The organism is Streptomyces sp. CNH189, assembly GCF_000527195.1.
The window spans coordinates 157,941-182,041 of the sequence record NZ_AZUS01000014.1 but is presented as its reverse complement, the minus strand read 5'-3'; the positions used below and the strand labels follow the sequence as shown (position 1 = coordinate 182,041).

Here is a 24,101-nt window from a genome sequence, read left to right as displayed (position 1 = left end):
CCCCTAGAACATAGAAACGTGACGCGAAAGGCGCGTTGGTAAGACCCACGTAAGCTACCGGTCCCCACGGACAACTCTGAAGCGAGTTCAGCCGCTGTGGCACTGATGTGACACTTACTGGCGCGCAAACCGGGCCATAGTCGCCGCAACCGCTCCGTAGATAACGGCAATTGTTACCACCAGCGGGACCGAGCGGCCGTCCGGAGGGAGCATCAGGGCGGCCACGGCAGCCGCGCCGACGAACGCCACGTTGAACAACACGTCGTACACCGAGAAGATCCGGCCGCGGAACTCGTCGTCCACGGAGGCCTGGACGATGCTGTCCGTGGCGATCTTCGCGCCCTGGGTCGTCATGCCGAGTACGAACGCCCCCGCCAGCAGGGGGCCGGAGGCGAAGGACAGACCGAACGCCGGCTCCAGCACGGCCGCCGCCGCGGCACACGTCACGATCCAGCGGCCCGGTCCCAGCCGTCCCGCGGCCCACGGCGTCAGCACGGCCGCGGCGAAGAACCCGGCGCCGGACACGCCCAACGCCAGCCCCAGCAAAGCGAGTCCCTCGTCCGTGGTCGACGTCAGGTGGTACCGGCAGAGCATCAGCAGCATCACGAGCATCGCGCCGTAGCAAAAACGCATGAGGAACATCCCTGTAAGCGCCCAGGCGGCGTCCCTGCGTTGTGGGGCCGCCAGGTGCCGTACGCCGGCGGCCAGATCGCCGGCGGTGCCGGAGAGAGCCGCGGACAACCGGGGGTGTACCAGGGCACGGTCCGGACCCAGGGCCTCCTTGGCGATGCGCAGGGCCGCCAGCGCCGCGCACAGGTAGAGCGCGGCACCCACGAGCACCACGGCGGCGTCGGAGTCGGCGACGACCAGCCGGACGACGAAGGCCAGACCCCCGCCCGCGGTCGCGGCGAGGGTTCCGGCGGTCGGCGAGAGGGAGTTGGCGATGACGAGCCGCTCGGCATCCACCACGCGGGGCAGCGAGGCGGACAGCCCGGCCAGCACGAAGCGGTTGACGCCGGTGACGCACAGCGCGGCCACGAACAGGAGCCAGTCGGGCACCCGGGCGAGGATGAGGACGGCCGTCATCGAGGCCATCAAGGCGCGCAACAGATTGCCGTGGAGAAAGACCTGGCGGCGGCGCCAGCGGTCCAGCAGGACGCCGGCGAAGGGGCCGACCACGGAGTACGGCAGGAGCAGGATGGCCATCGCGGAGGCGATCGCCGCGGCCGAGGTCTGCCGCTCCGGTGAGAAGACGACGTAGGCGGCGAGCGCGACCTGGAAGACGCCGTCGGCGCCCTGGGAGAGCAGCCGGACGGCCAGCAGGCGTCGGAAGCCTCGGAAGCGCAGCAGAACGCGCAGGTCACGGACGACGGCCATGGGGCACAGCCTCACATATGAAGAGGGTCTCCGGGACACACGACCCGGAGACCCTCGACTGCCCGCAGCGGGTGAGGCCTTAGCGCTCGACCTCGCCCTTGATGAACTTCTCGACGTTCTCCCGGGCCTGGTCGTCGAAGTACTGCACCGGCGGCGACTTCATGAAGTACGAGGACGCGGAGAGGATCGGGCCGCCGATGCCCCGGTCCTTGGCGATCTTCGCGGCGCGCAGGGCGTCGATGATGACACCGGCGGAGTTCGGGGAGTCCCAGACCTCGAGCTTGTACTCCAGGTTCAGCGGGACGTCACCGAAGGCGCGGCCCTCGAGGCGGACATAGGCCCACTTGCGGTCGTCCAGCCAGGCGACGTAGTCGGACGGGCCGATGTGGACGTTCTTCTCGCCGAGGTCCCGGTCGGGGATCTGCGAGGTGACAGCCTGCGTCTTGGAGATCTTCTTGGACTCGAGGCGGTCACGCTCGAGCATGTTTTTGAAGTCCATGTTGCCGCCGACGTTCAGCTGCATCGTGCGGTCCAGGATGACGCCCCGGTCCTCGAACAGCTTAGCCATGACGCGGTGCGTGATGGTGGCGCCGACCTGCGACTTGATGTCGTCACCGACGATCGGGACGCCCGCCTCGGTGAACTTGTCCGCCCACTCCTTGGTGCCGGCGATGAAGACCGGGAGGGCGTTGACGAAGGCGACCTTGGCGTCGATGGCGCACTGGGCGTAGAACTTCGCCGCGTCCTCGGAGCCGACGGGCAGGTAGCAGACGAGAACGTCGACCTGCTTGTCCTTGAGGATCTGCACGACGTCGACCGGCTCCTCGGCGGACTCCTCGATGGTCTCCCGGTAGTACTTGCCGAGACCGTCGAGCGTGTGGCCGCGCTGGACCGTCACACCGGTGCTGGGGACGTCGCAGATCTTGATGGTGTTGTTCTCGGAGGCGCCGATGGCGTCCGCGAGGTCGAGACCGACCTTCTTGGCGTCCACGTCGAAGGCAGCGACGAACTCGACGTCGCTGACGTGGTAGTCGCCGAACTGGACGTGCATCAGGCCCGGCACCTTGGACCCGGCGTCGGCGTCCTTGTAGTACTCGACTCCCTGCACCAGCGATGCGGCGCAGTTGCCCACGCCGACGATGGCTACGCGAACCGAACCCATTCCGGTTGCTCCCTGTGTGTACGAGTGAGGCCCTTGCGGACTCTCACGTGGCGGTGTCGCCGGGCGTATCCGGCCGGGGGTCGTCCCCCGGCCGGGGCAGGTCGCCCGTCGCTCCAGATGTGGTGTCCTGCTGAGCGGGCCCCCCGGCGGCGGAACCCTTGAGGTCCCGGCCGGCCCGCTCGCTCTCGATGAGCTCGTTCAGCCAGCGCACTTCGCGCTCCACGGACTCCATCCCGTGGCGCTGGAGCTCAAGCGTGTAGTCGTCGAGGCGCTCCCGGGTCCGGGCCAGGGAGGCGCGCATCTTCTCGAGGCGCTCCTCCAGCCGGCTGCGGCGGCCCTCGAGCACGCGCATGCGGACGTCGCGCGACGTCTGCCCGAAGAAGGCGAACCGCGCGGCGAACGTCTCGTCCTCGTACGCGTCCGGTCCCGTCTGGGCGAGCAGTTGTTCGAAGTGCTCCTTGCCCTCGGCCGTCAGCCGGTAGACGATCTTGGCGCGGCGCCCCGCGAGCGGAGCGGCGAGTGCGTCCTCGGTGGTGTGTCCCGGCTCCTCGATCAACCAGCCGTTGCCGACCAGCGTCTTGAGGCAGGGGTAGAGCGTCCCGTAACTGAACGCGCGGAACACACCCAGTGACGTATTGAGTCGTTTGCGCAGCTCGTACCCGTGCATCGGGGATTCGCGGAGCAGGCCGAGTACGGCGAACTCGAGGATGCCGGAACGCCGGCTCATCGTCGCCTCCCCTCTGCTCCGGTCGTGCCGCGATGGGCTCGTGTGCGGCGTGCGGCCGCCCTTATGTCGCGCTGATGTATCGACTCGATACATCACGACGATAGAACGACCTTCCGGGTGCGACAAGAGGGGGGAGGGTGAACGGGATCACATCACCGTTTCGTTGCGAGCAAGTTGCCTGATTTGAGGTGAACTTCTGGGCCCGGTGGGTTTTGGCGGTGCGTAGTCTGTGCGCCATGCAGACCACTGGGAACCGAGTGACGACTGGGGGCGTCCCTGTCCCCGGTGCAGTACGGGTGAATGCGCCGAGCGCGGCATCCGTACTTCGGGGGGACCGGAAACCAGCCGCCGTTTCCAGGCGCGCAGAAGTGCGCCTGCCCGAGGAGTAGTCGTTCGATGAGCGAGCACCGTCGCAAACCGCCGCAGCCGCAGGGAGGCGGACGTGCCGCGGCCCGACGCGGCCAGTCCGGCTCGTCCTCCGGCCGCCGAGCGGCACCGCGAGGCGCCACCGGGTCTCCGTCCGATGCCTTTGGGTCGGGTGCCCACGGCGTGGGGGATGAGACCCGTCCGTACGGCAGTCGTGCCGAGGCGCGACGCGCGGCACAGCGAGGAGGGGCCCGCCGCGCCGCGGGTCCCGCACGGGGACGAGGCCGCCCGGCCCCGCCCGCCAAGAAGCGGATCATCGACTATCCGCGCTACGACAAGGACGGCTGGCGCCGTTGGATGCCGTCCTGGAAGCTCGTGTCCGGCCTGTGCCTCGCCTTCTTCGGCGGTCTCGTCGCCGTGGCCGGCATCGGCTACGCGATGGTGAGCGTCCCCAGTGAGGAGAACGCCGCGGCGCGGTCGGAGAACAACGTCTACTACTGGGAAGACGGCACCCAGATGGTCGCCACCGGCAGCGGCCAGAACCGGCAGAACGTCACCATCGACCGGATTCCCGAGGCCATGCGGTGGGCGGTGATCTCGGCCGAGAACAAGAGCTTCTACACCGACTCCGGTATCGACCCCATGGGTATCGCCCGAGCGCTTGGCAACATGGCGCGCGGTGGCGACACCCAGGGCGGTTCCACGATCACCCAGCAGTTCGTGAAGAACACCTACCTGACCCAGGAGCAGACGGTCTCCCGGAAGTTCAAGGAGATGTTCATCTCGATCAAGGTGGGCACCAAGCTCACCAAGGACGAGATCCTCCAGGGTTACCTCAACACCTCGTACTACGGCCGCGGCGCCTACGGCATCCAGGCCGCCGCCCAGACCTACTACGGGAAGGACGCGGTCGACCTCACACCCAGTGAGTGCGCCTTCCTCGCTGCCCTGCTCAAGGGTCCGACCTACTACGACCCGGCCGGCAACCAGAGCATCGACAGCTCGGCCACGCCCGAGGCCAACCGCGAGCGCTCCGAGGAACGCTGGGCCTGGATCCTCGAGCAGATGCACACCGACGAGCGCATCTCGGACGCCGAGTACAGGACAGCGGTCAAGAAGTACCCGGAGCCCCAGGGCCGCAAGGCGACCAAGGGCATGACCGGCCAGATCAGCTACCTGGTCGACACGGCCAAGCGCTACGTCCTGAAGAACTCCGAGATCACGGAGGCGCAGTTCGACCAGGGCGGCTACCAGATCTACACGACCTTCGAGAAGGACAAGGTCGAGGCGCTGGCCAAGGCCGTCAAGAAGGTCGAGAAGAAGAACATCGACCCGAAGCGCGAACTGGACCAGCACGTCCAGTTCGGCGCGGCCACGGTGAAGCCCAACGACGGCGCGATCGTCGCTCTGTACGGCGGTGCCGGATTCGAGAACGGCCACTTCAACAACAACGCGGACACCTCGGGTATCCCGGTCGGATCGACGTGGAAGCCGTTCGTGCTCGCCGCCGCGATGCAGTACGGCACGTACAAAACCGACGGCGTGGGGATCTCGCCGGCCAGTAAGTACAACGGCAACGACCGCCTGAAGATTCGGAACAACGACGGCTCCTTCGTCCTCAACAAGGACCAGACGCCGTTCCTGCAGAAGAACGAGGGCCCGTTCCCGTGGGGCTTCATCAGCCTGCGGAAGGCGATGGAGCAGTCGGTCAACACCCCGTTCGTGCAGCTCGGCATGGACGTGGGGATGAAGAAGGTGGCGGACGTCGCGCAGAAGTCCGGCATCCTCAAGGACAGTTTCGCCGGACTGAACGCCTCCTTCGCTCTCGGTACGTCGACGCCCAGCGCGATCCGTATGGCGGACGGGTACGCGACGTTCGCGGCCTCCGGCAAGCAGGCGGACCCGTACTCGGTGACCGCCGTCAAGCACCGGGGTTCGGAGCTGCCCGGCTTCGAGAAGCCGCGGATCAAGCAGGCGATGCCCGAGAACGTGGCGAACAACGTGACCGACGTGCTCGAGAACGTCATCGAGAACGGAACCGGCTACCACGCACAGGACCTGGGTCGGCGTGCCGCCGGCAAGACGGGTACCACGGACGAGAACAAGTCGGCCTGGTTCGTCGGCTATACCCAGCAGTTGTCGACCGCGGTCGCGATGTTCCGTGAGGACCCCAAGAGCCACAAGCTGCTCTCCATGAACGGCACGGCGGGCAAGGACTCGATCCACGGTGGTGACATCCCCACCGAGGTGTGGACCGAGTTCATGAAGGCCGCGCTCAAGGGGGAGTCCGATCCCGGATTCCCCAAGGCGGAGAAGATCGGCGAGATCGCGGACGGCATCGGCGCTCCGTCGCCGTCCCCGTCCGTCACGGAGACCGAAGAGGCGACGCCGTCGGCGCCTCCGACTCCCACCGAGACCGTGACCACCCCGCCGCCGCCCACCGAGACCGAGACCTGCGGGCCGTTCGACTTCCGTTGCCGGGACGAGGACGAGGAGGACGGCGGGACCGGCCCGGGTGGCAGCGACAACGGAGGCACCGACGGAGGCGCGAGCTCGTCCCCCGATCCGACGGAATCCGAGGATCCGGGAGGTCCCCGGGGCGGCGGTAACGGCGGCTTCCTCGGAGGCGGCAGCGGCTGAGCCGTTCATCGCCCGACTTGGGTGTTTCACGTGAAACATGGGCCGGCGTACTCCCGACGGGGTACGCCGGCCCTCGGCGTATCACCGGACCGGTACGGCAGGATGTGCGGCATGCCCAGTGGAAAAACGACGCAAGCGAGCGCCTACGAAGCGGACCCGGTGAGGCCGACGGAGGAAGACCGGGTCGCGGCGTCCGGCAGCGAGCTGATCGGGGGACCGATCGGGCGCCGCGCCCTGCTCGGCAAGTCCTGGTGGACCCCGGTGCGGGTGATCGCGCTGGTGGCGATCGGCATGTTCGCCCTGGGGCTGGTGCAGAAGGCGCCCTGCTACAACGGAGCGTGGTTCTTCGGTGCCAGTTCGCAGTACACGCACGCCTGCTACTCGGACATCCCCCACCTCTACCAGGGGCGTGGCTTCGCCGATGGACTGGTGCCGTACTTCGACCAGCTCCCCGGGGACATGAAGTACCTCGAGTACCCGGTGCTGACGGGTGTGTTCATGGAGGTCGCCTCCTGGCTCACTCCCGGCAGCGGCAGCATCCAGGACCAGGAGCAGTGGTACTGGATGGTCAACGCCGGAATGCTGATGGCCTGCGCGGCCGTCATCGCCGTGTGCGTGACGCGGACGCACGCCCGGCGGCCCTGGGACGGCCTGCTCGTCGCCCTGGCCCCGGCCTTCGCGCTGACGGCCACCATCAACTGGGACCTGCTGGCGGTCGCTCTGACGGCCGCCGCGATGCTGATGTGGTCGCGGGGCCGCTCCCTCGCCTTCGGGGTCCTGCTGGGCCTCGCCACGGCCGCCAAGCTGTATCCCGTGCTGCTGCTCGGTCCCCTGCTCATGCTGTGCTGGCGCGCGGGCCGCTGGCGGCACTTCGGCACGGCGCTCGCCGGGGCCGCCGTCGCCTGGCTCGTCGTGAACGTTCCGGTGATGCTGTTCGCCTTCGAGGGCTGGTCGAAGTTCTACACATTCAGCCAGGAGCGCGGGGTCGACTTCGGGTCGTTCTGGCTGATCCTGGCGCAGAACTCCGACGATCCGCTCAGCACGGAGACGGTCAACACGTTCGCGACGCTGCTGATGCTGTTGTGCTGTGCGGGAGTGGCCGCTCTGGCGCTCATGGCTCCGCGCCGGCCGCGCTTCGCCCAGCTCGCCTTCCTGATCGTCGCCGCGTTCATCCTCACCAACAAGGTCTACTCGCCGCAGTACGTGCTGTGGCTCGTGCCGCTGGCGGCGCTCGCCCGGCCCAAGTGGCGGGACTTCCTGATCTGGCAGGCCTGCGAGGTGGCGTACTTCCTGGGCATCTGGATGTACCTCGCGTACACGACCAGTGGGGACGCCCACAAGGGCCTGCCCACCGACGGCTACCACTGGGCCGTCGGCGTGCACCTGCTGGGGACGCTCTACCTGTGCGTCATGGTCGTCCGCGACATCCTGATGCCGGAGCGCGACCCGGTGCGCAGCTCAGGCGACGACGACCCCTCCGGCGGCGTGCTGGACGGCACCGAGGACGTGTTCGTGCTCGGCCCCGCGGCCCGTCCGGCCGGGCACGCGGCGCACTTCGAGGGCCCTCAGGTCGACTGGGGCCGGACGGGAGCCACAGGAGGTTCGCTCTGAGCGAACCTCCTCCGCGCGGGCACTCCCCCGCCGGCCGGCACCCCCCACCGGAACGCACGAAGGGCCGCGCACCGAACTGAGTGCACGGCCCTTCGTGTGTGTCGTCAGCGGTCGACGAGCCGGTCGAACTGCGTGGTGGTGTGCCGCAGGTGGGCCACCAGCTCCTCGCCGACCCTGGGCTCAGGCGCGTCGGCCGGCACGAACAGGATGGACACCTGCATGTGCGGCGGTTCGGCGAACCAGCGCTGCTTGCCGCCCCACACGAACGGCGACAGGTTCCGGTTGACCGTCGCGAGGCCCGCGCGGGCCACGCCCTTGGCACGCGGCATGACGCCGTGCAGGGCCTTGGGGGCCTCCAGACCCACCCCGTGGGACGTTCCTCCTGCCACGACCACCAGGTAGCCGTCGGAGGCGGCTTTCTGCTGGCGGTAACCGAACCGGTCCCCCTTGGTGACGCGCGTGACGTCCAGCACCGCGCCCCGGTACTCGGTGGCCTCGTGGTCCCCCAGCCAGAGCCGGGTGCCGATCCGGGCGCGGAAGCGGGTCTGCGGGAACTGCTGCTGGAGACGCGCGAGCTCGTCGGCCTTCAAGTGGCTCACGAACATCGTGTGCAGCGGCAGGCGGGCCGCCCGCAGGCGGTCCATCCAGCCGATGACCTCCTCGACGGCGTCGGAGCCGTCGGTGCGGTCCAGCGGGAGGTGGATGGCGAAGCCCTCCAGCCGGACGTTCTCTATCGCGGCGTGCAGCTGGGGCAGGTCCTGCTCGCTGATGCCGTGCCGCTTCATCGAGGACATGACCTCGATGACGACGCGCGCACCGACCAGGCCGTACACGCCGTCCACCGACGACACCGAGCGGATCACCCGGTCGGGCAGCGGCACCGGCTCCTCGCCGCGGCGGTACGGCGTCAGCACCAGCAGGTCACCGCCGAACCAGTCCTTGATCCGGGCGGCCTCGTACGTCGTGCCGACGGCCAGGACGTCCGAGCCCATCCGAGTGGCCTCCTCGGCGAGCCGCTCGTGGCCGAAGCCGTAGCCGTTGCCCTTGCAGACGGGGACCAGCCCCGGAAACTGCTCCTGCACGTGCTTGTGATGCGCCCGCCAGCGCGCGGTGTCGACGTAGAGCGTGAGCGCCATGGCCGGACCTGGAACCTTTCTCGTGGCTGCGGTGTATCAAAGGTATGGGAGGCGACGAAGCCGTCGGGCTACGAAGACGAAGACCGCGCGGAAGCGCGGGTCAGCGGCGCGACATGTAGATGTCGAGCGCCTTGTGGAGCAGCTTGTTCAGCGGGAAGTCCCACTCGCCGAGGTACTCGGCCGCCTGGCCGCCGGTGCCGACCTTGAACTGGATCAGACCGAAGAGGTGGTCCGTCTCGTCCAGCGAGTCGGAGATGCCGCGCAGGTCGTACACGGTGGCGCCGAGCGCGTAGGCGTCGCGCAGCATCCGCCACTGCATCGCGTTCGAGGGGCGGACCTCCCGGCCGATGTTGTCGGAGGCCCCGTAGGAGTACCAGACGTGCCCGCCGACGATCAGCATCGTCGCCGCGGACAGGTTCACGCCGTTGTGCCGGGCGAAGTACAGCCGCATGCGGTTGGGGTCCTCGGAGTTGAGGGCCGTCCACATGCGCTGGAAGTACGACAGCGGGCGCGGCCTGAAGTGGTCGCGCACGGCCGTGATCTCGTACAGCCGCTGCCACTCGGCCAGGTCCTCGTAACCGCCCTGGACGACCTCGACGCCGGCCTTCTCCGCCTTCTTGATGTTGCGGCGCCACAGCTGGTTGAAGTTCTTGTGGACCTCTTCCAGCGAGCGGTTGGCCAGCGGTACCTGGTAGACGTAGCGCGGCTGGACGTCACCGAAGCCGGCGCCGCCGTCCTCACCCTGCTGCCAGCCCATGCGGCGCAACTTGTCCGCGACCTCGAAGGCGCGGGGCTCGATGAAGTCGGCCTCCAGGTCACGCAGGCGCTTGACGTCCTGGTCCTGGATGCCGCGCTTGATGGTGGCGGCCTCCCACCGCCGGATGATCACCGGCGGGCCCATCTTCACGGAGAAGGCGCCCTGCTGCTTCAGGTGGGCGAGCATCGGCTCGATCCACTCCTGCAGATTCGGCGAGAACCAGTTGATGACCGGGCCCTCGGGCAGGTAGGCGAGGTAGCGCTTGATCTTGGGCAGCTGACGGTAGAGGACCAGACCGGCACCGACCATCTCACCGGTGCGGTCGTCGAACCAGCCGAGGTTCTCCGAGCGCCATTCCGCCTTGACGTCTGCCCAGGCCGGGACCTGCATGTGGCTCGCCGACGGCAGGCTCTGGATGTACGCCAGATGCTGCTCGCGACTGATGGTCCTCAGGGTCAGGCTCATTCGGGGCGCTCCTCGGGCTGGTGTGTCCCCATGGGTTCAGGGGCTCCGGCTCTCGCGCGAAGCCTACTGCGCCGCGGGTGCGGCCCGGTTGGGCGCACGGGACCTTCGCCCCGGCCGGGCCTCGGCCGGGGCGTTCGACGATGTGCGATTCGGGCGGTGCCGGTGTCAGTCCACGAGTCCACCGAAGAGGCCGCCGTGCGCCATGCCCAGGAAGAAGCCGACGCCCGCGGCCCCGAGGCCCACGATGAGCCCGAAGCGCTCGCGCGTGGTCACCGAGATCCACTGGCCGTACGCGCCGGTGAGGATGCCCACCAGGCCGGTCCAGGAACTGAGCAGGTGCAGGTGGTGGAACTGCGCCGTGATGAAGGACGTGAGTCCCAGCACCAGGGTCACCGCGAGCAGCGTGTCCTGGAGGGGGTGGGGCTTTCCGTCCGTGGCGAAGAGTCCGCCTGCGGTGTTGGGTCGCAATGCCTGTGCCATGGGCACCTCCTGCGATGGGCGGCGCATCGTAGCGCCGTACACACCCGATGTGTACAGATTGACGGCCCCCACGGCCGGATTTCAACCGGAAGCCGCTGTGCGGGTACTCTGTACCGTCTGCACCGGTGTCTGTCCGGACAGAGCCAGGCAGGAGCAGGACCGGGTCACGGCCCGTCCCGTCCGGCCCGGTGACCGCCGCCCGGCTCGATTGTCAGTGGCGGCTGTTCTACTGACAGACATCGTTGCGCAACGCATCACGACCCTCCTGCCACGGAACGACCGTGGCCGCTGAGTCCAAAGGAGGTGGGTTCCACATGCGTCACTACGAGGTGATGGTCATCCTCGACCCCGATCTCGAGGAGCGCTCTGTCTCCCCGCTGATCGAGAACTTCCTCTCTGTCGTCCGTGACGGCGGCGGAAAGGTCGAGAAGGTCGACACCTGGGGCCGTCGTCGTCTCTCGTACGAGATCAAGAAGAAGCCCGAGGGCATCTACTCGGTCATCGACCTGCAGGCCGAGCCTGCGGTCGTCAAGGAGCTCGACCGCCAGATGAACCTGAACGAGTCGGTCCTCCGGACCAAGGTCCTCCGTCCCGAGACCCACTGAGCCTCTCCGCTCAGCTGATCCCGGGATCCGAGTAGCAGCACAAGCAGCCAGCAGCAAACCCGCCGAGAGGTTCCCCCATGGCAGGCGAGACCGTCATCACGGTCGTCGGCAATCTTGTCGACGACCCCGAGCTGCGCTTCACCCCGTCCGGTGCGGCCGTCGCGAAGTTCCGTGTCGCGTCGACCCCCCGCACCTTCGACCGTCAGACGAACGAGTGGAAGGACGGCGAGAGCCTGTTCCTGACCTGCTCCGTCTGGCGTCAGGCGGCGGAGAACGTCGCCGAGTCGCTCCAGCGAGGCATGCGCGTCATCGTGCAGGGCCGGCTGAAGCAGCGGTCCTACGAGGACCGTGAGGGCGTCAAGCGCACGGTCTACGAGCTGGACGTCGAGGAAGTCGGCGCCAGCCTGCGCAACGCCACGGCCAAGGTCACCAAGACCACCGGCCGCGGTGGCCAGGGTGGTTACGGCGGCGGTAGCGGTGGCGGCGGCGGCCAGGGTGGCGGCGGCTGGGGCGGCGGCCCCGGTGGCGGCCAGCAGGGCGGCGGCGCGCCCGCCGACGACCCGTGGGCGACCGGTGGTGCTCCCGCCGGCGGCCAGCAGGGCGGTGGCGGCGGCTGGGGCGGTGGCTCCGGCGGCAGCGGCGGCGGCTACTCGGACGAGCCCCCCTTCTAGGGGGGCCGTACCCACACTTCTTGATCACACAGGAGAAACACCATGGCGAAGCCGCCTGTGCGCAAGCCTAAGAAGAAGGTCTGCGCATTCTGCAAGGACAAGGTCACGTACGTGGACTACAAGGACACGAACATGCTGCGGAAGTTCATTTCCGACCGCGGCAAGATCCGTGCCCGCCGCGTGACCGGCAACTGCACGCAGCACCAGCGTGACGTCGCCACGGCCGTCAAGAACAGCCGTGAGATGGCGCTGCTGCCCTACACGTCCACCGCGCGATAAGGGAAGGGTGACCGACTCATGAAGATCATCCTCACCCACGAGGTCACCGGTCTCGGTGCCGCGGGCGACGTCGTCGACGTCAAGGACGGTTACGCTCGCAACTACCTGGTTCCGCGGAAGCTCGCGATCCGCTGGACCAAGGGTGGCGAGAAGGACGTCGAGCAGATCCGTCGTGCTCGCAAGATCCACGAGATCCAGACCATCGAGCAGGCCAACCAGGTGAAGGCCCAGCTCGAGGGCGTCAAGGTCCGCCTGGCCGTTCGCTCCGGCGACGCCGGTCGTCTCTTCGGTTCCGTCACCCCGGCCGACATCGCCTCGGCGATCAAGGCCGCCGGTGGTCCTGAGGTCGACAAGCGCCGCATCGAGCTCGGCTCGCCGATCAAGACGCTGGGCGCCCACGAGACGTCGGTGCGTCTGCACCCCGAGGTTGCCGCCAAGGTCAACCTTGAGGTCGTCGCTGCCTGAGTGCAGCGCTCGCTGAAGCAGTGAGCATGGGGGCCGCATCCATTCGGATGCGGCCCCCATGTCATGGGCGTGCTGTGATGCCGGAGCGGAGTTTCACGTGAAACGTCAGCGTGCGGCGCCGGTGACGACCCAGCGGCCGGAGCGGGAACGCAGCCACAGGGTCAGCATGCGCACGGTCATCATGAGCGTCATCGTGACCCACAATGCTGTGAGTCCGCCGCCGAGGACGGGGACCAGCAGGGCGGCGGGGGTGAACACGGCGAGGGTCACCAGCATCGCCCAGGCCAGGTACCGCCCGTCTCCGGCGCCCATCAGGACGCCGTCCAGGACGAAGACGATGCCGCAGATGGGCTGGGTGACCGCCACGATCACCAGGGCGGGCAGGGCGGCGTCCTTCACCAGGGCATCGCTGGTGAACAACGGCAGGAACAGAGGCCGGGCCAGCACGACCAGAGCACCCAGGACGACGCCGACCGCCACTCCCCATTCGACCATGCGACGGCAGACGTCCCGTGCGCCCTGGGCGTCACCGGCTCCCAGGTAGCGCCCGATGATGGCCTGTCCGGCGATGGCGATGGCGTCGAGAGCGAACGCCAGCAGGCTCCACAGGGACAGGATGATTTGGTGGGCCGCGATGTCGGTGTCGCCGAGGCGTGCGGCGACGGCCGTCGCGATCAGCAGGATCGCCCGCAGTGAGAGGGTCCGCACCAGGAGGGGAGCGCCCGCCTGGGCCGAGGCCCTGATGCCGGCGGCGTCCGGACGCAGTGAGGCGCCGTGCCGGCGCGCCCCACGCAGGACCACGGTCAGATACACGGCGGCCATGCCCCACTGGGCGATGACGGTGCCCCAGGCCGAGCCGGCGATCCCGAGGCCGGCGCCGTAGACCAGGACCACGTTGAGGACACCGTTGGCGACGAAGCCGGCGACGGCCACGTACAGGGGGGTCCGGGTGTTCTGCAGTCCGCGGAGCACACCGGTCGCCGCGAGCACGATCAGCATGGCCGGGATGCCGAGCGCCGAGATGCGCAGATATGTGGTGGCGTACGGGGCCGCGGTTTCGGAGGCGCCGAACAGGTCCACGAGGGCCGGCGCCGTGGGGAGGACGGCGGCCATGACGACGGCGCCGAGCAGCAGGGCGAGCCAGATGCCGTCCATGCCCTGACGGATGGCGGACGGAAGGTCACCGGCGCCCACCCGCCGGGCGACGGCGGCCGTAGTGGCGTAGGCCAGAAAGACGAAGACGCTCACGGCGGTCACCAGGAGGGCCGACGCGACACCGAGTCCGGCGAGCTGTGCCGTGCCGAGGTGGCCGACGATGGCGCTGTCGGCCATCACGAACAGCGGCTCGGCGACGAGTGCGCCGAAGGCCGGCACGGCCAGCAGGACGATCTCTCGGTCGTGCTGTCGGCGGGCGGCTTTGGGGCGCGCGGGGGCCTGTGTCATGTGCACCAATCTAATCATCCACAGGTAAGCGATGCAAAGCAACGATGACCCTTACCTCGTGGCTCAGGGTGTGGGCTTGCGTACACCTCATGAACGGATCTTGATCCCCGTGGGGAAGTTTTTTGTCTGCACAGCCGGTGGATGGCAAAAGGGCTGGTCAGAACGTTTCTCGTGCGGCAATCGCGGGCTTGTTCACAGGGCTGTCCACCGGCTCGTGCACAGGTTTCGCAGAGTTCTCCACAGCATTGGGCCAGTCGTCCACATGGCCTGTGGATAACCAGATTGGCTGACGGTGCCGACGGGCCTACGGTGGTCCGGCGCCTGCTCCGACCACCGGTTTCGAAAAAGCCACAAATCCGGCGCGTGACCAGCGGAGTTGGGCCCCTTATTTGTCAGTGCCGTGTCGTAGAACTGAGGTGCACGGCGAGATCCGCTCCGGCGGACGGGAGGAGGTGGCTCGGTGAGCATTTCCGAGCCCTTGGACGACCCGTGGGCCGACAGCGGTCCCAGTGATCGTCTGCCCGCCTCCCGTCGCACGGGTGACCCTGGCCGGGGCCGGGACGAGCAGCACGATCGCGGTCCGGACCGAGGGGTCTGGGACGGCGGGGGCTCCGCGTTCGAGAGGGTACCGCCCCAGGATCTGGAGGCCGAGCAGTCGGTGCTGGGCGGCATGCTGCTGTCCAAGGACGCCATCGCCGACGTCGTGGAGATCCTCAAGGGGCACGACTTCTACAAGCCGGCCCACGAGACCGTCTACACGGCCATCCTCGACATCTACGCCAAGGGCGAGCCGGCCGACCCGATCACGATCGCCGCGGAGCTGACCAAGCGCGGCGAGATCAACAAGGTCGGCGGGGCGTCGTACCTCCACACCCTGGTGCAAACGGTGCCCACGGCGGCCAATGCCGCCTACTACGCGGAGATCGTGCACGAGCGCGCGGTCCTGCGGCGCCTTGTCGAGGCGGGCACGCGCATCACGCAGATGGGATACGCGGCCGACGACGACGTCGACGAGATCGTCAACCGCGCGCAGGCGGAGATCTACGCCGTCACCGAACAGCGCACCAGCGAGGACTACCTGCCGCTCGGCGACATCATGGAGGGCGCCCTCGACGAGATCGAGGCGATCGGGTCGCGCAGCGGCGAGATGACGGGCGTGCCCACCGGCTTCACCGACTTCGACTCGCTCACCAACGGTCTGCATCCCGGTCAGATGATCGTCATCGCCGCGCGTCCCGCGATGGGCAAATCGACGCTGGCCCTGGACTTCGCGCGGGCCGCGTCCATCAAGAACAACCTGCCCAGCGTCATCTTCTCCCTCGAAATGGGCCGCAACGAGATCGCGATGCGTCTGCTGTCCGCGGAGGCCCGTGTCGCCCTGCACCACATGCGGTCCGGCACGATGACCGACGAGGACTGGACCCGTCTGGCCCGCCGGATGCCCGACGTCTCCGCGGCACCGCTCTACATCGACGACTCGCCCAACCTGTCGATGATGGAGATCCGCGCCAAGTGCCGGCGCCTCAAGCAGCGCAACGACCTGAAGCTGGTCGTCATCGACTACCTCCAGCTGATGCAGTCCGGCGGCTCCAAGCGGGCCGAGAGCCGGCAGCAGGAGGTCTCGGACATGTCCCGTAACCTCAAGCTGCTCGCCAAGGAGCTGGAGATCCCGGTCATCGCGCTGTCCCAGCTGAACCGTGGTCCCGAACAGCGCACCGACAAGAAGCCGATGGTCTCCGACCTGCGCGAGTCGGGATCCATCGAGCAGGACGCCGACATGGTCATCCTGCTGCACCGCGAGGACGCCTACGAGAAGGAGTCCCCGCGCGCGGGCGAGGCCGACCTGATCGTGGCCAAGCACCGAAACGGCCCGACGGCGACCATCACGGTCGCCTTCCAGGGCCACTACTCCCGCTTCGTCGACATGGCGCAGACCTGAGCGGTCCTCTTCCGCCCACGTCGTTGCGGACCAGGTCTCAGAAGCCCTTTCCCTCGGTTCGGTCCCCGCAGCGATCGAGCGCGGTACGGATGCGGTGGAGGCCCTCCACCCTCCAGTGGGCTCGGTCGGGCATCTGGTCGGCCTGGCGCCAGCGCCAGGCCGAGAACAGTGCCCAGTTCAGGGCGCGGCACCGCGCGATCAGGGCGTGGTCGGCCCCCGTGTAGTGCTCTCCGACTTCCTCGGGGGCATGGGCGAGGTCCCACTCGACCGGTCCACGGCAGCATGTGGCGAGGTCCACGAGGAGAGGTCCCCGCCTCGTGCTGAGAAGGTTGCCCGGATGCGCCTCGCCGTGCAGAAGCTGGTCGCCGGCCTTGTCGCCGCTGATCGTGGAACCGAGTCCACCGAGTGTGTCGCTGAGGAAGCTCCGGTCGGAGTCGGACAGCTCGGGGGACCGTTCCCGGTCGGTCACCTCTCTCAGCGCCGCGGCCACTCGATCGGTGAAGTGCGGCGCGTCCAGATCGACCTGGCGCAGCGCGGCATGGTGCCGCTCGAGCACGTCCGCATAGGCGGCCGGCGCGATCTCCGGTCCCACCGGCGCGTAGTAGGTCCAGAGCGAGACGGCGAAGGCGTCGCGGACATACACCCGGGACTCGACCCGAGGATCGAGTTCGGCCACCGGTGCGTCGACGTCGGCGAGGCGGCGGGCGACCTCCACTTCGAACGCGGAGTCCGCCAGATGTCCCTGGGGTGCGACCCGGACGAGAACATCGCAGGGCGTCAGGCGCAGTGCGATGCGGTCCGAGTTGTGGATGACGACGGCATCGTCGACCTGTAGGCCCAGCTCCGAAACGGTTGCCCGTCCTGCCGTCACCGCTCGGCGGAGTTCTGACGGCTCCAATTCGTTCTCCTTCATCCTCTGAGTGCGCCCACTCGTCGGGGACCACGGCGATGCCCTGGGCGTCTTCCCGGGCCATCGTGCGGAGCCCGGATCCGGCGACAAGCATCGCAAAGTACCCGCTCCTCGGGGCGCTGTTCGGACGTCCCTGTTCGCTGACTGTGTGGGGAGCCGCACGTGGCCTCGGTTCCTGTTGAACTGGTGGCATGACGTCACCTGAGGAAGAACTGCTGCCCGGTACCCGGCGGGCCCTGCTGCACCGGATCGCCCTCGCGCAGAGTGAAGGGCGGGCGCCGTCCCTCGTCGCGGCGGTGGTGCGGGGCGGGAAAACCGTGTGGAGCGGGGCCCGGTCCTCGGTGGAGGGAGAAGTGCCGGACGGCAACGTCCAGTACCGGATCGGCTCGATAACCAAGACCTTCACCGCCGTCCTGGTGCTCCGGCTACGGGACGAGGGACTGCTCGACCTCGCCGACCCCCTGGAGAAGCATCTGCCGGGTACGGGTGTGGGTGAGGTCAGCGTCGCCGACCTGCTGGCGCACCGTGCCGGGCTGGCCGCCGAGACGCCCGGTCCCTGGTGGGAGCGAACCCCCGGATCGCTGCGCCCCGAACTCGCGGACGTTCTGGGGGACCGTCCCCTGGTGCACCCCGTAGGCCGGCGCTTCCACTACTCGAACCCCGGATACGCGTTGCTGGGCGCACTGGTCGCGCAGTTGCGTGGTGCGCCGTGGGAGGACGTCCTGCGGTGGGAGGTGCTCGAGCCGTTGGGTCTGCACCGCACGACTGTGCGGCCCGAGGCGCCGCACGCGGGTGGCTGGGCGGTGCACCCCTGGGCGGACGTGATGCAGCCGGAGCCGCTGGAGGACCTGGGAGTAATGGCTCCCGCCGGGCAGCTGTGGTCCACCACGGGCGACCTGGCGCGCTTCGCCGCCTTCCTGGCCGCGGGGGATGAGCGGGTGCTGAGACCCGAATCCGTGCGGGAGACGAGGACACCGGCGGCACCGGCCGAGGCGGCGGACGTGGCCGACGGCTACGCGTACTGCCTGGGTCTGGAGCTGCGTCATCAGCACGGCAGGGCACTCGTCGGGCACACCGGATCGCTCCCCGGGTTCCTGGCCTGCCTGACGATGGGGCTCGCGGACGACGTGAGCGCAGTCGTCCTCGCCAACTGCACCTCCGGCCCGGCACCGTTCACGGTCGCCGCGGACCTGGTTCGGATCGTCGCCGAGGCGGAACCGCGCTTCCCCGCTCCTTGGCAACCGCTGGGGGAGGCCGATCCGGCCCCGCTCGAACTGGTGGGGCAGTGGTACTGGGGGACGTACCCCTTCGGGTTGAGGCTGTCGGCCGACGGGCTGCTCGCACTGGAGCCGCTCTCCGGGAAGGGGAGGCGCTCCCGGTTCCGCCCGGACGGAGAGGGGGCCTGGATGGGGCTCGAGGGCTACTACGCCGGGGAGCGCCTGAGGCCCGTACGGCGGGCGGACGGGACGGTGAGCCATCTTGACCTGGGGTCGTTCGTCTTCACCCGGCAGCCGTACGAGGAAGGCGTTCCGGTGCCCGGCGGCGTGCACCCTGAAGGTTGGCAGGGCATCGGATAGGCCGGACGGACAACTCGGATGAACACGGGCAAGGAGCCGTGTTTCACGTGAAACATGGCCCTTCGCTCACAGGGGCAGCTTGAAGCCCACGTGGGACGCCGTGAAGCCGAGCCGCTCGTAGAAACGGTGTGCGTCGGTGCGGGTGCTGTCGGAGGTCAGCTGGACAAGCTGGCAGCCTTCGCGGCGGGAGGTGTCGATCGCCCACTCGATCAGCTTGCTGCCCAGGCCCCCACCCCGCTCGTCCGCGTGGATACGGACCGCTTCGATGATCGACCTGGTGGAACCGCGCCGGGACAGTCCCGGAACGATCGTGAGCTGAAGTGTCCCGACGACCCGGCCCTCCCGCACCGCGACGACCAGATGCTGGTGGGGGTCGGCTCGCAGCCGTTCCATCGCGGTCAGGTACGGCGAGAGGTCGTCCGGTGACTCGCGCTGCGCGCCCAGCGGATCGTCCGCCAGCATGGCGACGATCGCGGGGATGTCGTCGGCGGTCGCGGTCCGTATCTCAAGGTCATCCATGGCTATGCGGGCACCGGAGCCTTCAGCGTCTCCACGGCACGGACCAGGGGGGCCAGCTCGGGGTTCTTCGCGGCCTTGTCGAGGGCCTCACGCAAGGCGGTGTCGTTGGTGGGCCGTGCCTCTTCGAGGAGTGTGAGACCCGCTTCGGTGACGTCGGTGTAGATGCCGCGCCGGTCGGTGGGGCAGAGGTAGCGCTCCAGCAGGCCGCGGTCCTCGAGCCGGGTGACCAGGCGGGTGGTGGCGCTCTGGCTGAGCACGACCGCATCGGCGACCTGCTTCATCTGCAGGTGGCCTCCCTCACCGGCGTGCTGCCGGCTCAGTACGTCGAGCAGCGAGTACTCCCGCACGCTCAGGTCGTGCCGGGCTTGGAGTGCGCGCTCGATGTGGGCCTCGATCCTCCCGTGCAGCAGCGAGAGAGCGCACCAGCCCTGGGAGAGGGCGGTGAGCGCGGGATCCGTGGCTGTCATGGGGCGATTCCTCCGTCCACGAGCTTCTGTCACCAGGGTAGAGCACAGGCGCAATATCCCGCGCTTGCAAATATCCCGCGTCTGCAATTATTGTCGAAGCCTGCTAAGCGCTCCTGCAATCTCTGGAAGGTCTGTCCCCTCATGCCTCTCGCGCTTCTGGCCCTCGCGATCGGGGCCTTCGGGATCGGCACCACGGAGTTCGTGATCATGGGCTTGCTGCCCGAGGTCGCGGGCGACTTCGGTGTCTCGATCCCCACCGCCGGTTATCTGGTGACCGGCTACGCCCTGGGCGTCATGTTCGGCGCTCCCCTGATGACCGTGCTCGGCACCAAGATCTCCCGCAAGCGCATGCTGATGCTGCTGATGGGCCTGTTCGTCATCGGGAACCTGCTCTCGGCGCTGGCCCCCACCTTCGGCCTCATGCTGGCCGGACGGGTGGTCTCCTCACTGGCCCACGGCGCCTTCTTCGGCATCGGCTCCGTGGTGGCCGCCGACCTGGTCGCCCCTCACAAGCGGGCCGGCGCCATCGCCATGATGTTCACCGGTCTCACCGTCGCCAACGTGGTCGGCGTCCCGCTGGGCACCTTCGTCGGCCAGTCCGTCGGCTGGCGCGTCACCTTCGGTCTCGTTGCCGCCCTCGGTGTGATCGGCCTGGCCGGTGTCGCCAAGCTCGTCCCCGACATGCCCAAGGTCGAGGGCGTGCGGCTGCGCCACGAGCTGGCCGCCCTGAAGAACGTGCAGGTCCTGCTGGCCATGGCGATGACCGTGCTCGGCTTCGGCGGCGTCTTCGCGGCCATCACCTACATCGCGCCGATGATGACGCATGTCGCGGGCTTCGCCGACGGCTCCGTCACCTGGCTGCTCGTCCTGTTCGGCCTCGGCATGGTCGGCGGCAACCTCGTCGGCGGCAGGTACGCCGACCGCGCCCTGATGCCAATGCTGTACGTGTCCCTCGGGGCCCTCGCTGTCGTCCTGGCGCTCTTCACCGTGACCGCCCACAACAAGGTCGCCGCCGCCGTCACCATCGCCCTGGTCGGCGCGCTCGGCTTCGCCACCGTCCCGCCGCTGCAGAAGCGGGTCCTGGACCACGCGCACGGCGCCCCCACCCTGGCGTCCGCCGTCAACATCGGCGCCTTCAACCTCGGCAACGCGCTGTCCGCCTGGCTGGGAGGGCTCGTGATCGCGGCCGGGCTCGGCTACACCGCCCCCAACTGGGTCGGCGCCGTCCTCGCCGCGGCCGCCCTGGCGCTCGCCGTCCTCTCGGCCGTCCTCGAACGCCGCGACACCGCTGCCGGCACGCCGGCCGCCGGCACGTCGCCTGCCGACCACCCGAGCGTCTCCACGCACTGAACCACGGCACCTCCGGGTGGGTGCCAGGGCCGTCCCCGCACCACCAGAGCCGTCTCCGCACCCACCGATCCGCTCGTCCGTCACGGCACCTCCGTGACGACGGACATCCCTCGTACCGCTAGGAGAACCACCTCATGAGCACCACCGCAGTCGCCCCGCTCACCACCGCCGACGCCGAAGCCCTCGTCACCGGCGCGGTCAAGGCCGCCGGAGCGGCCGGCATCACCGTCAGCGTCACCGTCCTCGACGCCGGCGGGCACCTGCTCGCGTTCCGCCGGGACGACCGGGCCGTGCTGATCTCGGGCGAGACCAGCACCCGCAAGGCCTACACCGCACTGCAGCTGGACGCGCCCACCGCCGACCTGGTGGACGCCGTACAGCCCGGTGGCCTCTTCCACACCCTGCCCACCGCGCTGGACCGGCCCCTGCTGTTCATCGCCGGGGGCGTGCCCGTGCGGCGTGACGGCCGGCTGATCGGCTCCATCGGGGTCGGCGGCGGCTCCCCGGAGCAGGACCACGGCATCGCCACCACCGCGGTGCAGGCCCTCGCCTGACGGCACGCCACGGCACAGCACGGCGACGCCGGTCCCGGCTTCCGGGACCGGCGTCGCACTGTCCGCGGACCGTCAGCCCGCCGCGACCGTCACCGGGGCGAACAGCCTGCTCCAGTCCCCCGGCAGCTCCGTGATCCCGTAGGTCATGACCGCGTTGAGCGCGACCGTCGACAGCCCGTGGTCCTTCGCCCAGCCCAGCAGCTGCTCGTGGCGCACGTCGATGTCGGTGCGCAGGGGCCGGTTGGTGTGTGCGGCAAGGGAGGCGATGAGTGCCTGGGCCGTCGCGGTGTCCCGGGCGATGAGCGGACCCACGACATGGGTGTCCATGTTGGGCCAGGCAGCCGCGTACCCGATCAGCCGTCCGTCGTCCTCGGCCACGCGCAGCTGGTCCGCGAAGGCGGGCAGACGGGTCACGATGTGCGTCCGGTCCGCCCCGAAGACCTCCTCGTCGAGCCGCAGGATCCCCGGCAGGTCGTCCGCGGTGGCGGTGCGGGTCCGGACGTCCGTCCGGCCCCCGGGAACGAAGCGGCCGCGCAGCATCTCGGCCTGCCCGGTGACTTTGAACCCGAGCTCCTCGTAGAGAGGGCGGCCGAGGGGCGTGGCGTACAGGGTGAGGGGGGTGGTGCCCGCCTCCGCGACGACGTGACGCATCAGCCGGCGTCCAATGCCCTGACGGGAGTGCCGCTCCGCGACGAGGACCATGCCGATGGCCGCAAGGGAGGGCTGTTCGCGTGGCCCGTACGCGGTGACGACGCAGGCGGCCGCCAGACCACCGTCGGGAGCGTCGATGCCGTAGCCCTTCGCAGCCGCGAGGAGGAGACCCCACTTGTGCTCCTCCCGGGGCCACCCCCGGTCCTCGGACAGGTCGGCGCAGGCGGTGAGATCGCGGAGCGTCAGACGACGGATGGGCAGGGAGTCGAGAGAAGGTGTCGGCACGCAGGTCAGGCTGTCCGACCGGGGCCTTCGGCGTCCACCTGTTTCCGCAGATGCGTACGAGCTTTTGGCCATACCGTCCAGGAGGGGGATCAGCCCAGGTCGGAGGCGTGCAGGGCGCGGACGCCCTCGATGTTGCCGTCCAGGTAGTGCCGCAGGGACAGCGGTACGAGATGGACCGAGGCGATGCCGACCCGGGTGAACGGCACCCGGACGATCTCGTACTCACCGGCGGGTTCCTCGACCTCCGGACCGTGCCGAAGGGACGGGTCCATGGATTCCAGGCGGCACACGAAGAAGTGCTGCACCTTCACCCCGGTGGTGTCGGCGTCCTCGCCGATGTGTTCCACGGTGTCCACGAAGCATGGGACCACGTCGGCGATCTTGGCGCCGAGCTCCTCGTACACCTCTCGGTGCAGGGCGTGGACCACGGTCGGGTCCTCCGGCTCGACCCCTCCGCCGGGGGTGACCCAGTAGGGGTCCACGCCGGGTTTGGTGCGCTTGATCAAGATCAGATGCTCGCCGTCCAGCAGAACGGCTCGGGCGGTGCGCTTGACCACGGGTCGGACGGTCATGGGGGAAATGTGGCCCGGCTGGTTCCACGTGAAACATCGCGCGACCTACCCTCGGTCCGGATGTCGCGAGGACGGGCTTTCCGGGAGCCGGTCAGCACCAGCGGGCGGCTGCCCGCTCCAGCCACTCGTGGGCCCGAGCGATGTGCGGCATCGCCAGCGTGCCGGTACGGACGGCCAGGAAATAGGTGCGCAGCGGCGGCACCGCGGGTTCGTGCAGGGCGACCACCTCACCGCGTTCCAGGGCGCCCGCGCAGAGATAGCGGGGCAGCACCGCGAGACCAGCGCCCACCGCGGCGCAGGCCAGCACCGCTCGCAGGTCCGGGACGACGACCGTGCCCGGACTGACCGGGCGGGAGTCGAACACGGAGGCCCAGTAGCGGACGACGAAGGGGAGCGACTCGTGCACCTCCACGACCGGGATCCGTTCCAGGACGGACGGATCGGACCGGCGGAGCGTGCCGGGTGCGATGTGCTCGGCCCAGCGAGGCGCGGCGACCAGGACATGCTCCTCGTCGCAGAGCGCGGTGGCCGAGAGCAGGGCGCCGCGCGGCCGGGCGGTGCTGATGGCCAGATCATGGTGCCCGGCGGCGAGCCCTTCGAGCACCTCCTCGGCGGTGCCGAAGGAGGCGCGCAGGGCGAAGCCTTGGCCGTCCTCACCGGTCAGCTCCGTGAGCGCGGGCAGCGCCCGCTCCGCGGTGAACTCGGGGGGACCGGCGAGATGCAGGGAGCGTAAGGAGGAGTCCTCCTCGAGCCCGGACTCGGCTATCTCCACCAGGGCGTCCAGATGCGGTGCCGCCTTGTGGGCGAGTTCGTCGCCGATCGTCGTCGGCGTCACACCGCGCGCCTGGCGCAGGAACAGCGGGCGGCCGACCTGCCGCTCCAGCGTTCTGATCTGCGAGGTGACGGCCGGCTGGGAAAGGCCCAGCAGGGCGGCCGCGCGCGTGAAGGAACCGGCCCGGTGCACGGTCACGAAGGTCCGCAGCAGAGCCAGATCCACGGCACGTACCCCTCCCTCGTCGGCCCCCGCCGCAGATCGGACGGGGCCAACTATAAATATGTCGATAGGTCGCTGTCGCTACTGTGATTGGACACT

23 protein-coding genes are annotated in these 24,101 nt (G+C 69.0%); 10 read left to right on the top strand and 13 right to left on the bottom strand.

Features of this window, described 5'->3' with window-relative positions:
- Positions 1-114 precede the first annotated feature (114 nt).
- From B100_RS0120285 to B100_RS0120275, 3 genes are all read right to left on the bottom strand, one after another.
- A complete protein-coding gene (locus B100_RS0120285; RefSeq protein WP_024886253.1) occupies positions 115-1,377 on the bottom strand; it encodes an MFS transporter in 1,263 nt (420 codons plus the stop codon).
- 79 nt (positions 1,378-1,456) lie between these two features.
- Entirely contained in the window at positions 1,457-2,539 is a 1,083-nt protein-coding gene (locus B100_RS0120280; RefSeq protein ID WP_024886252.1) for an inositol-3-phosphate synthase, read from the bottom strand.
- 43 nt (positions 2,540-2,582) lie between these two features.
- Positions 2,583-3,266, bottom strand: a complete 684-nt coding sequence (locus B100_RS0120275) for a PadR family transcriptional regulator (protein WP_024886251.1) — start codon at positions 3,264-3,266, stop codon at positions 2,583-2,585.
- 723 nt (positions 3,267-3,989) lie between these two features.
- On the opposite strand from B100_RS0120275, the gene B100_RS0120270 reads away from it, so the two are divergent.
- Both B100_RS0120270 and B100_RS0120265 read left to right on the top strand, forming a co-directional pair.
- The gene (locus tag B100_RS0120270) at positions 3,990-6,272 is read left to right on the top strand and encodes a transglycosylase domain-containing protein (RefSeq protein ID WP_024886250.1); all 2,283 of its coding nucleotides are present in this window, start codon (positions 3,990-3,992) and stop codon (positions 6,270-6,272) included.
- Between the two features lie 102 nt (positions 6,273-6,374).
- A complete protein-coding gene (locus B100_RS0120265) occupies positions 6,375-7,883 on the top strand; it encodes a glycosyltransferase 87 family protein (protein ID WP_051490024.1) in 1,509 nt (502 codons plus the stop codon).
- A 104-nt stretch (positions 7,884-7,987) separates the two neighbouring features.
- On the opposite strand, the gene B100_RS0120260 is transcribed toward B100_RS0120265, so the two are convergent.
- The 3 genes from B100_RS0120260 to B100_RS0120250 form a co-directional block, all read right to left on the bottom strand.
- Complete coding sequence (locus tag B100_RS0120260; protein ID WP_024886248.1) at positions 7,988-9,019, bottom strand: alanine racemase; 1,032 nt, start codon at positions 9,017-9,019, stop codon at positions 7,988-7,990.
- A gap of 100 nt (positions 9,020-9,119) precedes the next feature.
- Entirely contained in the window at positions 9,120-10,241 is a 1,122-nt protein-coding gene (gene femX / locus B100_RS0120255) for a peptidoglycan bridge formation glycyltransferase FemX (protein WP_024886247.1), read from the bottom strand.
- 165 nt (positions 10,242-10,406) lie between these two features.
- Positions 10,407-10,721, bottom strand: a complete 315-nt coding sequence (locus B100_RS0120250) for a hypothetical protein (protein ID WP_024886246.1) — start codon at positions 10,719-10,721, stop codon at positions 10,407-10,409.
- Between the two features lie 314 nt (positions 10,722-11,035).
- On the opposite strand from B100_RS0120250, the gene rpsF reads away from it, so the two are divergent.
- From rpsF to rplI, 4 genes are all read left to right on the top strand, one after another.
- The gene (gene rpsF, locus B100_RS0120245) at positions 11,036-11,326 is read left to right on the top strand and encodes a 30S ribosomal protein S6 (protein WP_019324683.1); all 291 of its coding nucleotides are present in this window, start codon (positions 11,036-11,038) and stop codon (positions 11,324-11,326) included.
- Between the two features lie 77 nt (positions 11,327-11,403).
- Positions 11,404-11,997: a single-stranded DNA-binding protein gene (locus B100_RS0120240; protein WP_024886245.1), complete on the top strand. Its 594-nt coding sequence runs from the start codon at positions 11,404-11,406 to the stop codon at positions 11,995-11,997.
- Positions 11,998-12,039: 42 nt separating this feature from the next.
- Positions 12,040-12,276: a 30S ribosomal protein S18 gene (gene rpsR, locus B100_RS0120235; RefSeq protein ID WP_003949403.1), complete on the top strand. Its 237-nt coding sequence runs from the start codon at positions 12,040-12,042 to the stop codon at positions 12,274-12,276.
- Between the two features lie 18 nt (positions 12,277-12,294).
- Positions 12,295-12,741 (top strand): 50S ribosomal protein L9, encoded by a 447-nt coding sequence (gene rplI / locus B100_RS0120230; RefSeq protein WP_024886244.1) that lies wholly within the window; start codon positions 12,295-12,297, stop codon positions 12,739-12,741.
- A 105-nt stretch (positions 12,742-12,846) separates the two neighbouring features.
- Here the strand turns inward: rplI and B100_RS0120225 are convergent, their stop codons facing one another.
- Positions 12,847-14,184: an MATE family efflux transporter gene (locus B100_RS0120225; protein ID WP_024886243.1), complete on the bottom strand. Its 1,338-nt coding sequence runs from the start codon at positions 14,182-14,184 to the stop codon at positions 12,847-12,849.
- A gap of 460 nt (positions 14,185-14,644) precedes the next feature.
- Here B100_RS0120225 and dnaB point away from each other — a divergent pair, with 460 nt between their 5' ends.
- Complete coding sequence (gene dnaB, locus B100_RS0120220; protein WP_024886242.1) at positions 14,645-16,123, top strand: replicative DNA helicase; 1,479 nt, start codon at positions 14,645-14,647, stop codon at positions 16,121-16,123.
- A gap of 37 nt (positions 16,124-16,160) precedes the next feature.
- On the opposite strand, the gene B100_RS36975 is transcribed toward dnaB, so the two are convergent.
- Positions 16,161-17,021: a phosphotransferase gene (locus tag B100_RS36975; protein ID WP_024886241.1), complete on the bottom strand. Its 861-nt coding sequence runs from the start codon at positions 17,019-17,021 to the stop codon at positions 16,161-16,163.
- Between the two features lie 203 nt (positions 17,022-17,224).
- On the opposite strand from B100_RS36975, the gene B100_RS0120210 reads away from it, so the two are divergent.
- On the top strand, positions 17,225-18,610 hold the full coding sequence (locus B100_RS0120210; RefSeq protein ID WP_024886240.1) for a serine hydrolase domain-containing protein: 1,386 nt from the start codon (positions 17,225-17,227) through the stop codon (positions 18,608-18,610).
- A gap of 66 nt (positions 18,611-18,676) precedes the next feature.
- Here the strand turns inward: B100_RS0120210 and B100_RS0120205 are convergent, their stop codons facing one another.
- Complete coding sequence (locus B100_RS0120205) at positions 18,677-19,129, bottom strand: GNAT family N-acetyltransferase (protein WP_024886239.1); 453 nt, start codon at positions 19,127-19,129, stop codon at positions 18,677-18,679.
- A gap of 2 nt (positions 19,130-19,131) precedes the next feature.
- Positions 19,132-19,596 carry a MarR family transcriptional regulator gene (locus B100_RS0120200; protein ID WP_024886238.1) on the bottom strand — a complete coding sequence of 155 codons (465 nt, stop codon included), beginning with the start codon at positions 19,594-19,596 and terminating at the stop codon, positions 19,132-19,134.
- A 141-nt stretch (positions 19,597-19,737) separates the two neighbouring features.
- Between B100_RS0120200 and B100_RS0120195 the strand changes: the two genes are divergently transcribed.
- Together B100_RS0120195 and B100_RS0120190 are read left to right on the top strand one after the other, a co-directional pair.
- The gene (locus B100_RS0120195) at positions 19,738-20,946 is read left to right on the top strand and encodes an MFS transporter (protein ID WP_024886237.1); all 1,209 of its coding nucleotides are present in this window, start codon (positions 19,738-19,740) and stop codon (positions 20,944-20,946) included.
- Positions 20,947-21,080: 134 nt separating this feature from the next.
- Entirely contained in the window at positions 21,081-21,500 is a 420-nt protein-coding gene (locus tag B100_RS0120190; RefSeq protein WP_024886236.1) for a heme-binding protein, read from the top strand.
- Positions 21,501-21,572: 72 nt separating this feature from the next.
- Here B100_RS0120190 and B100_RS0120185 read toward each other — a convergent pair whose 3' ends face one another.
- The 3 genes from B100_RS0120185 to B100_RS0120175 all read right to left on the bottom strand — a co-directional run bounded on the left by B100_RS0120185 (position 21,573) and on the right by B100_RS0120175 (position 24,005).
- Positions 21,573-22,436, bottom strand: coding sequence for a GNAT family N-acetyltransferase (locus B100_RS0120185; RefSeq protein WP_024886235.1), 864 nt, complete (start codon positions 22,434-22,436; stop codon positions 21,573-21,575).
- Between the two features lie 89 nt (positions 22,437-22,525).
- Positions 22,526-23,008: an NUDIX domain-containing protein gene (locus B100_RS0120180; protein ID WP_024886234.1), complete on the bottom strand. Its 483-nt coding sequence runs from the start codon at positions 23,006-23,008 to the stop codon at positions 22,526-22,528.
- 91 nt (positions 23,009-23,099) lie between these two features.
- A complete protein-coding gene (locus B100_RS0120175; RefSeq protein ID WP_024886233.1) occupies positions 23,100-24,005 on the bottom strand; it encodes a LysR family transcriptional regulator in 906 nt (301 codons plus the stop codon).
- Positions 24,006-24,101 lie beyond the last annotated feature (96 nt).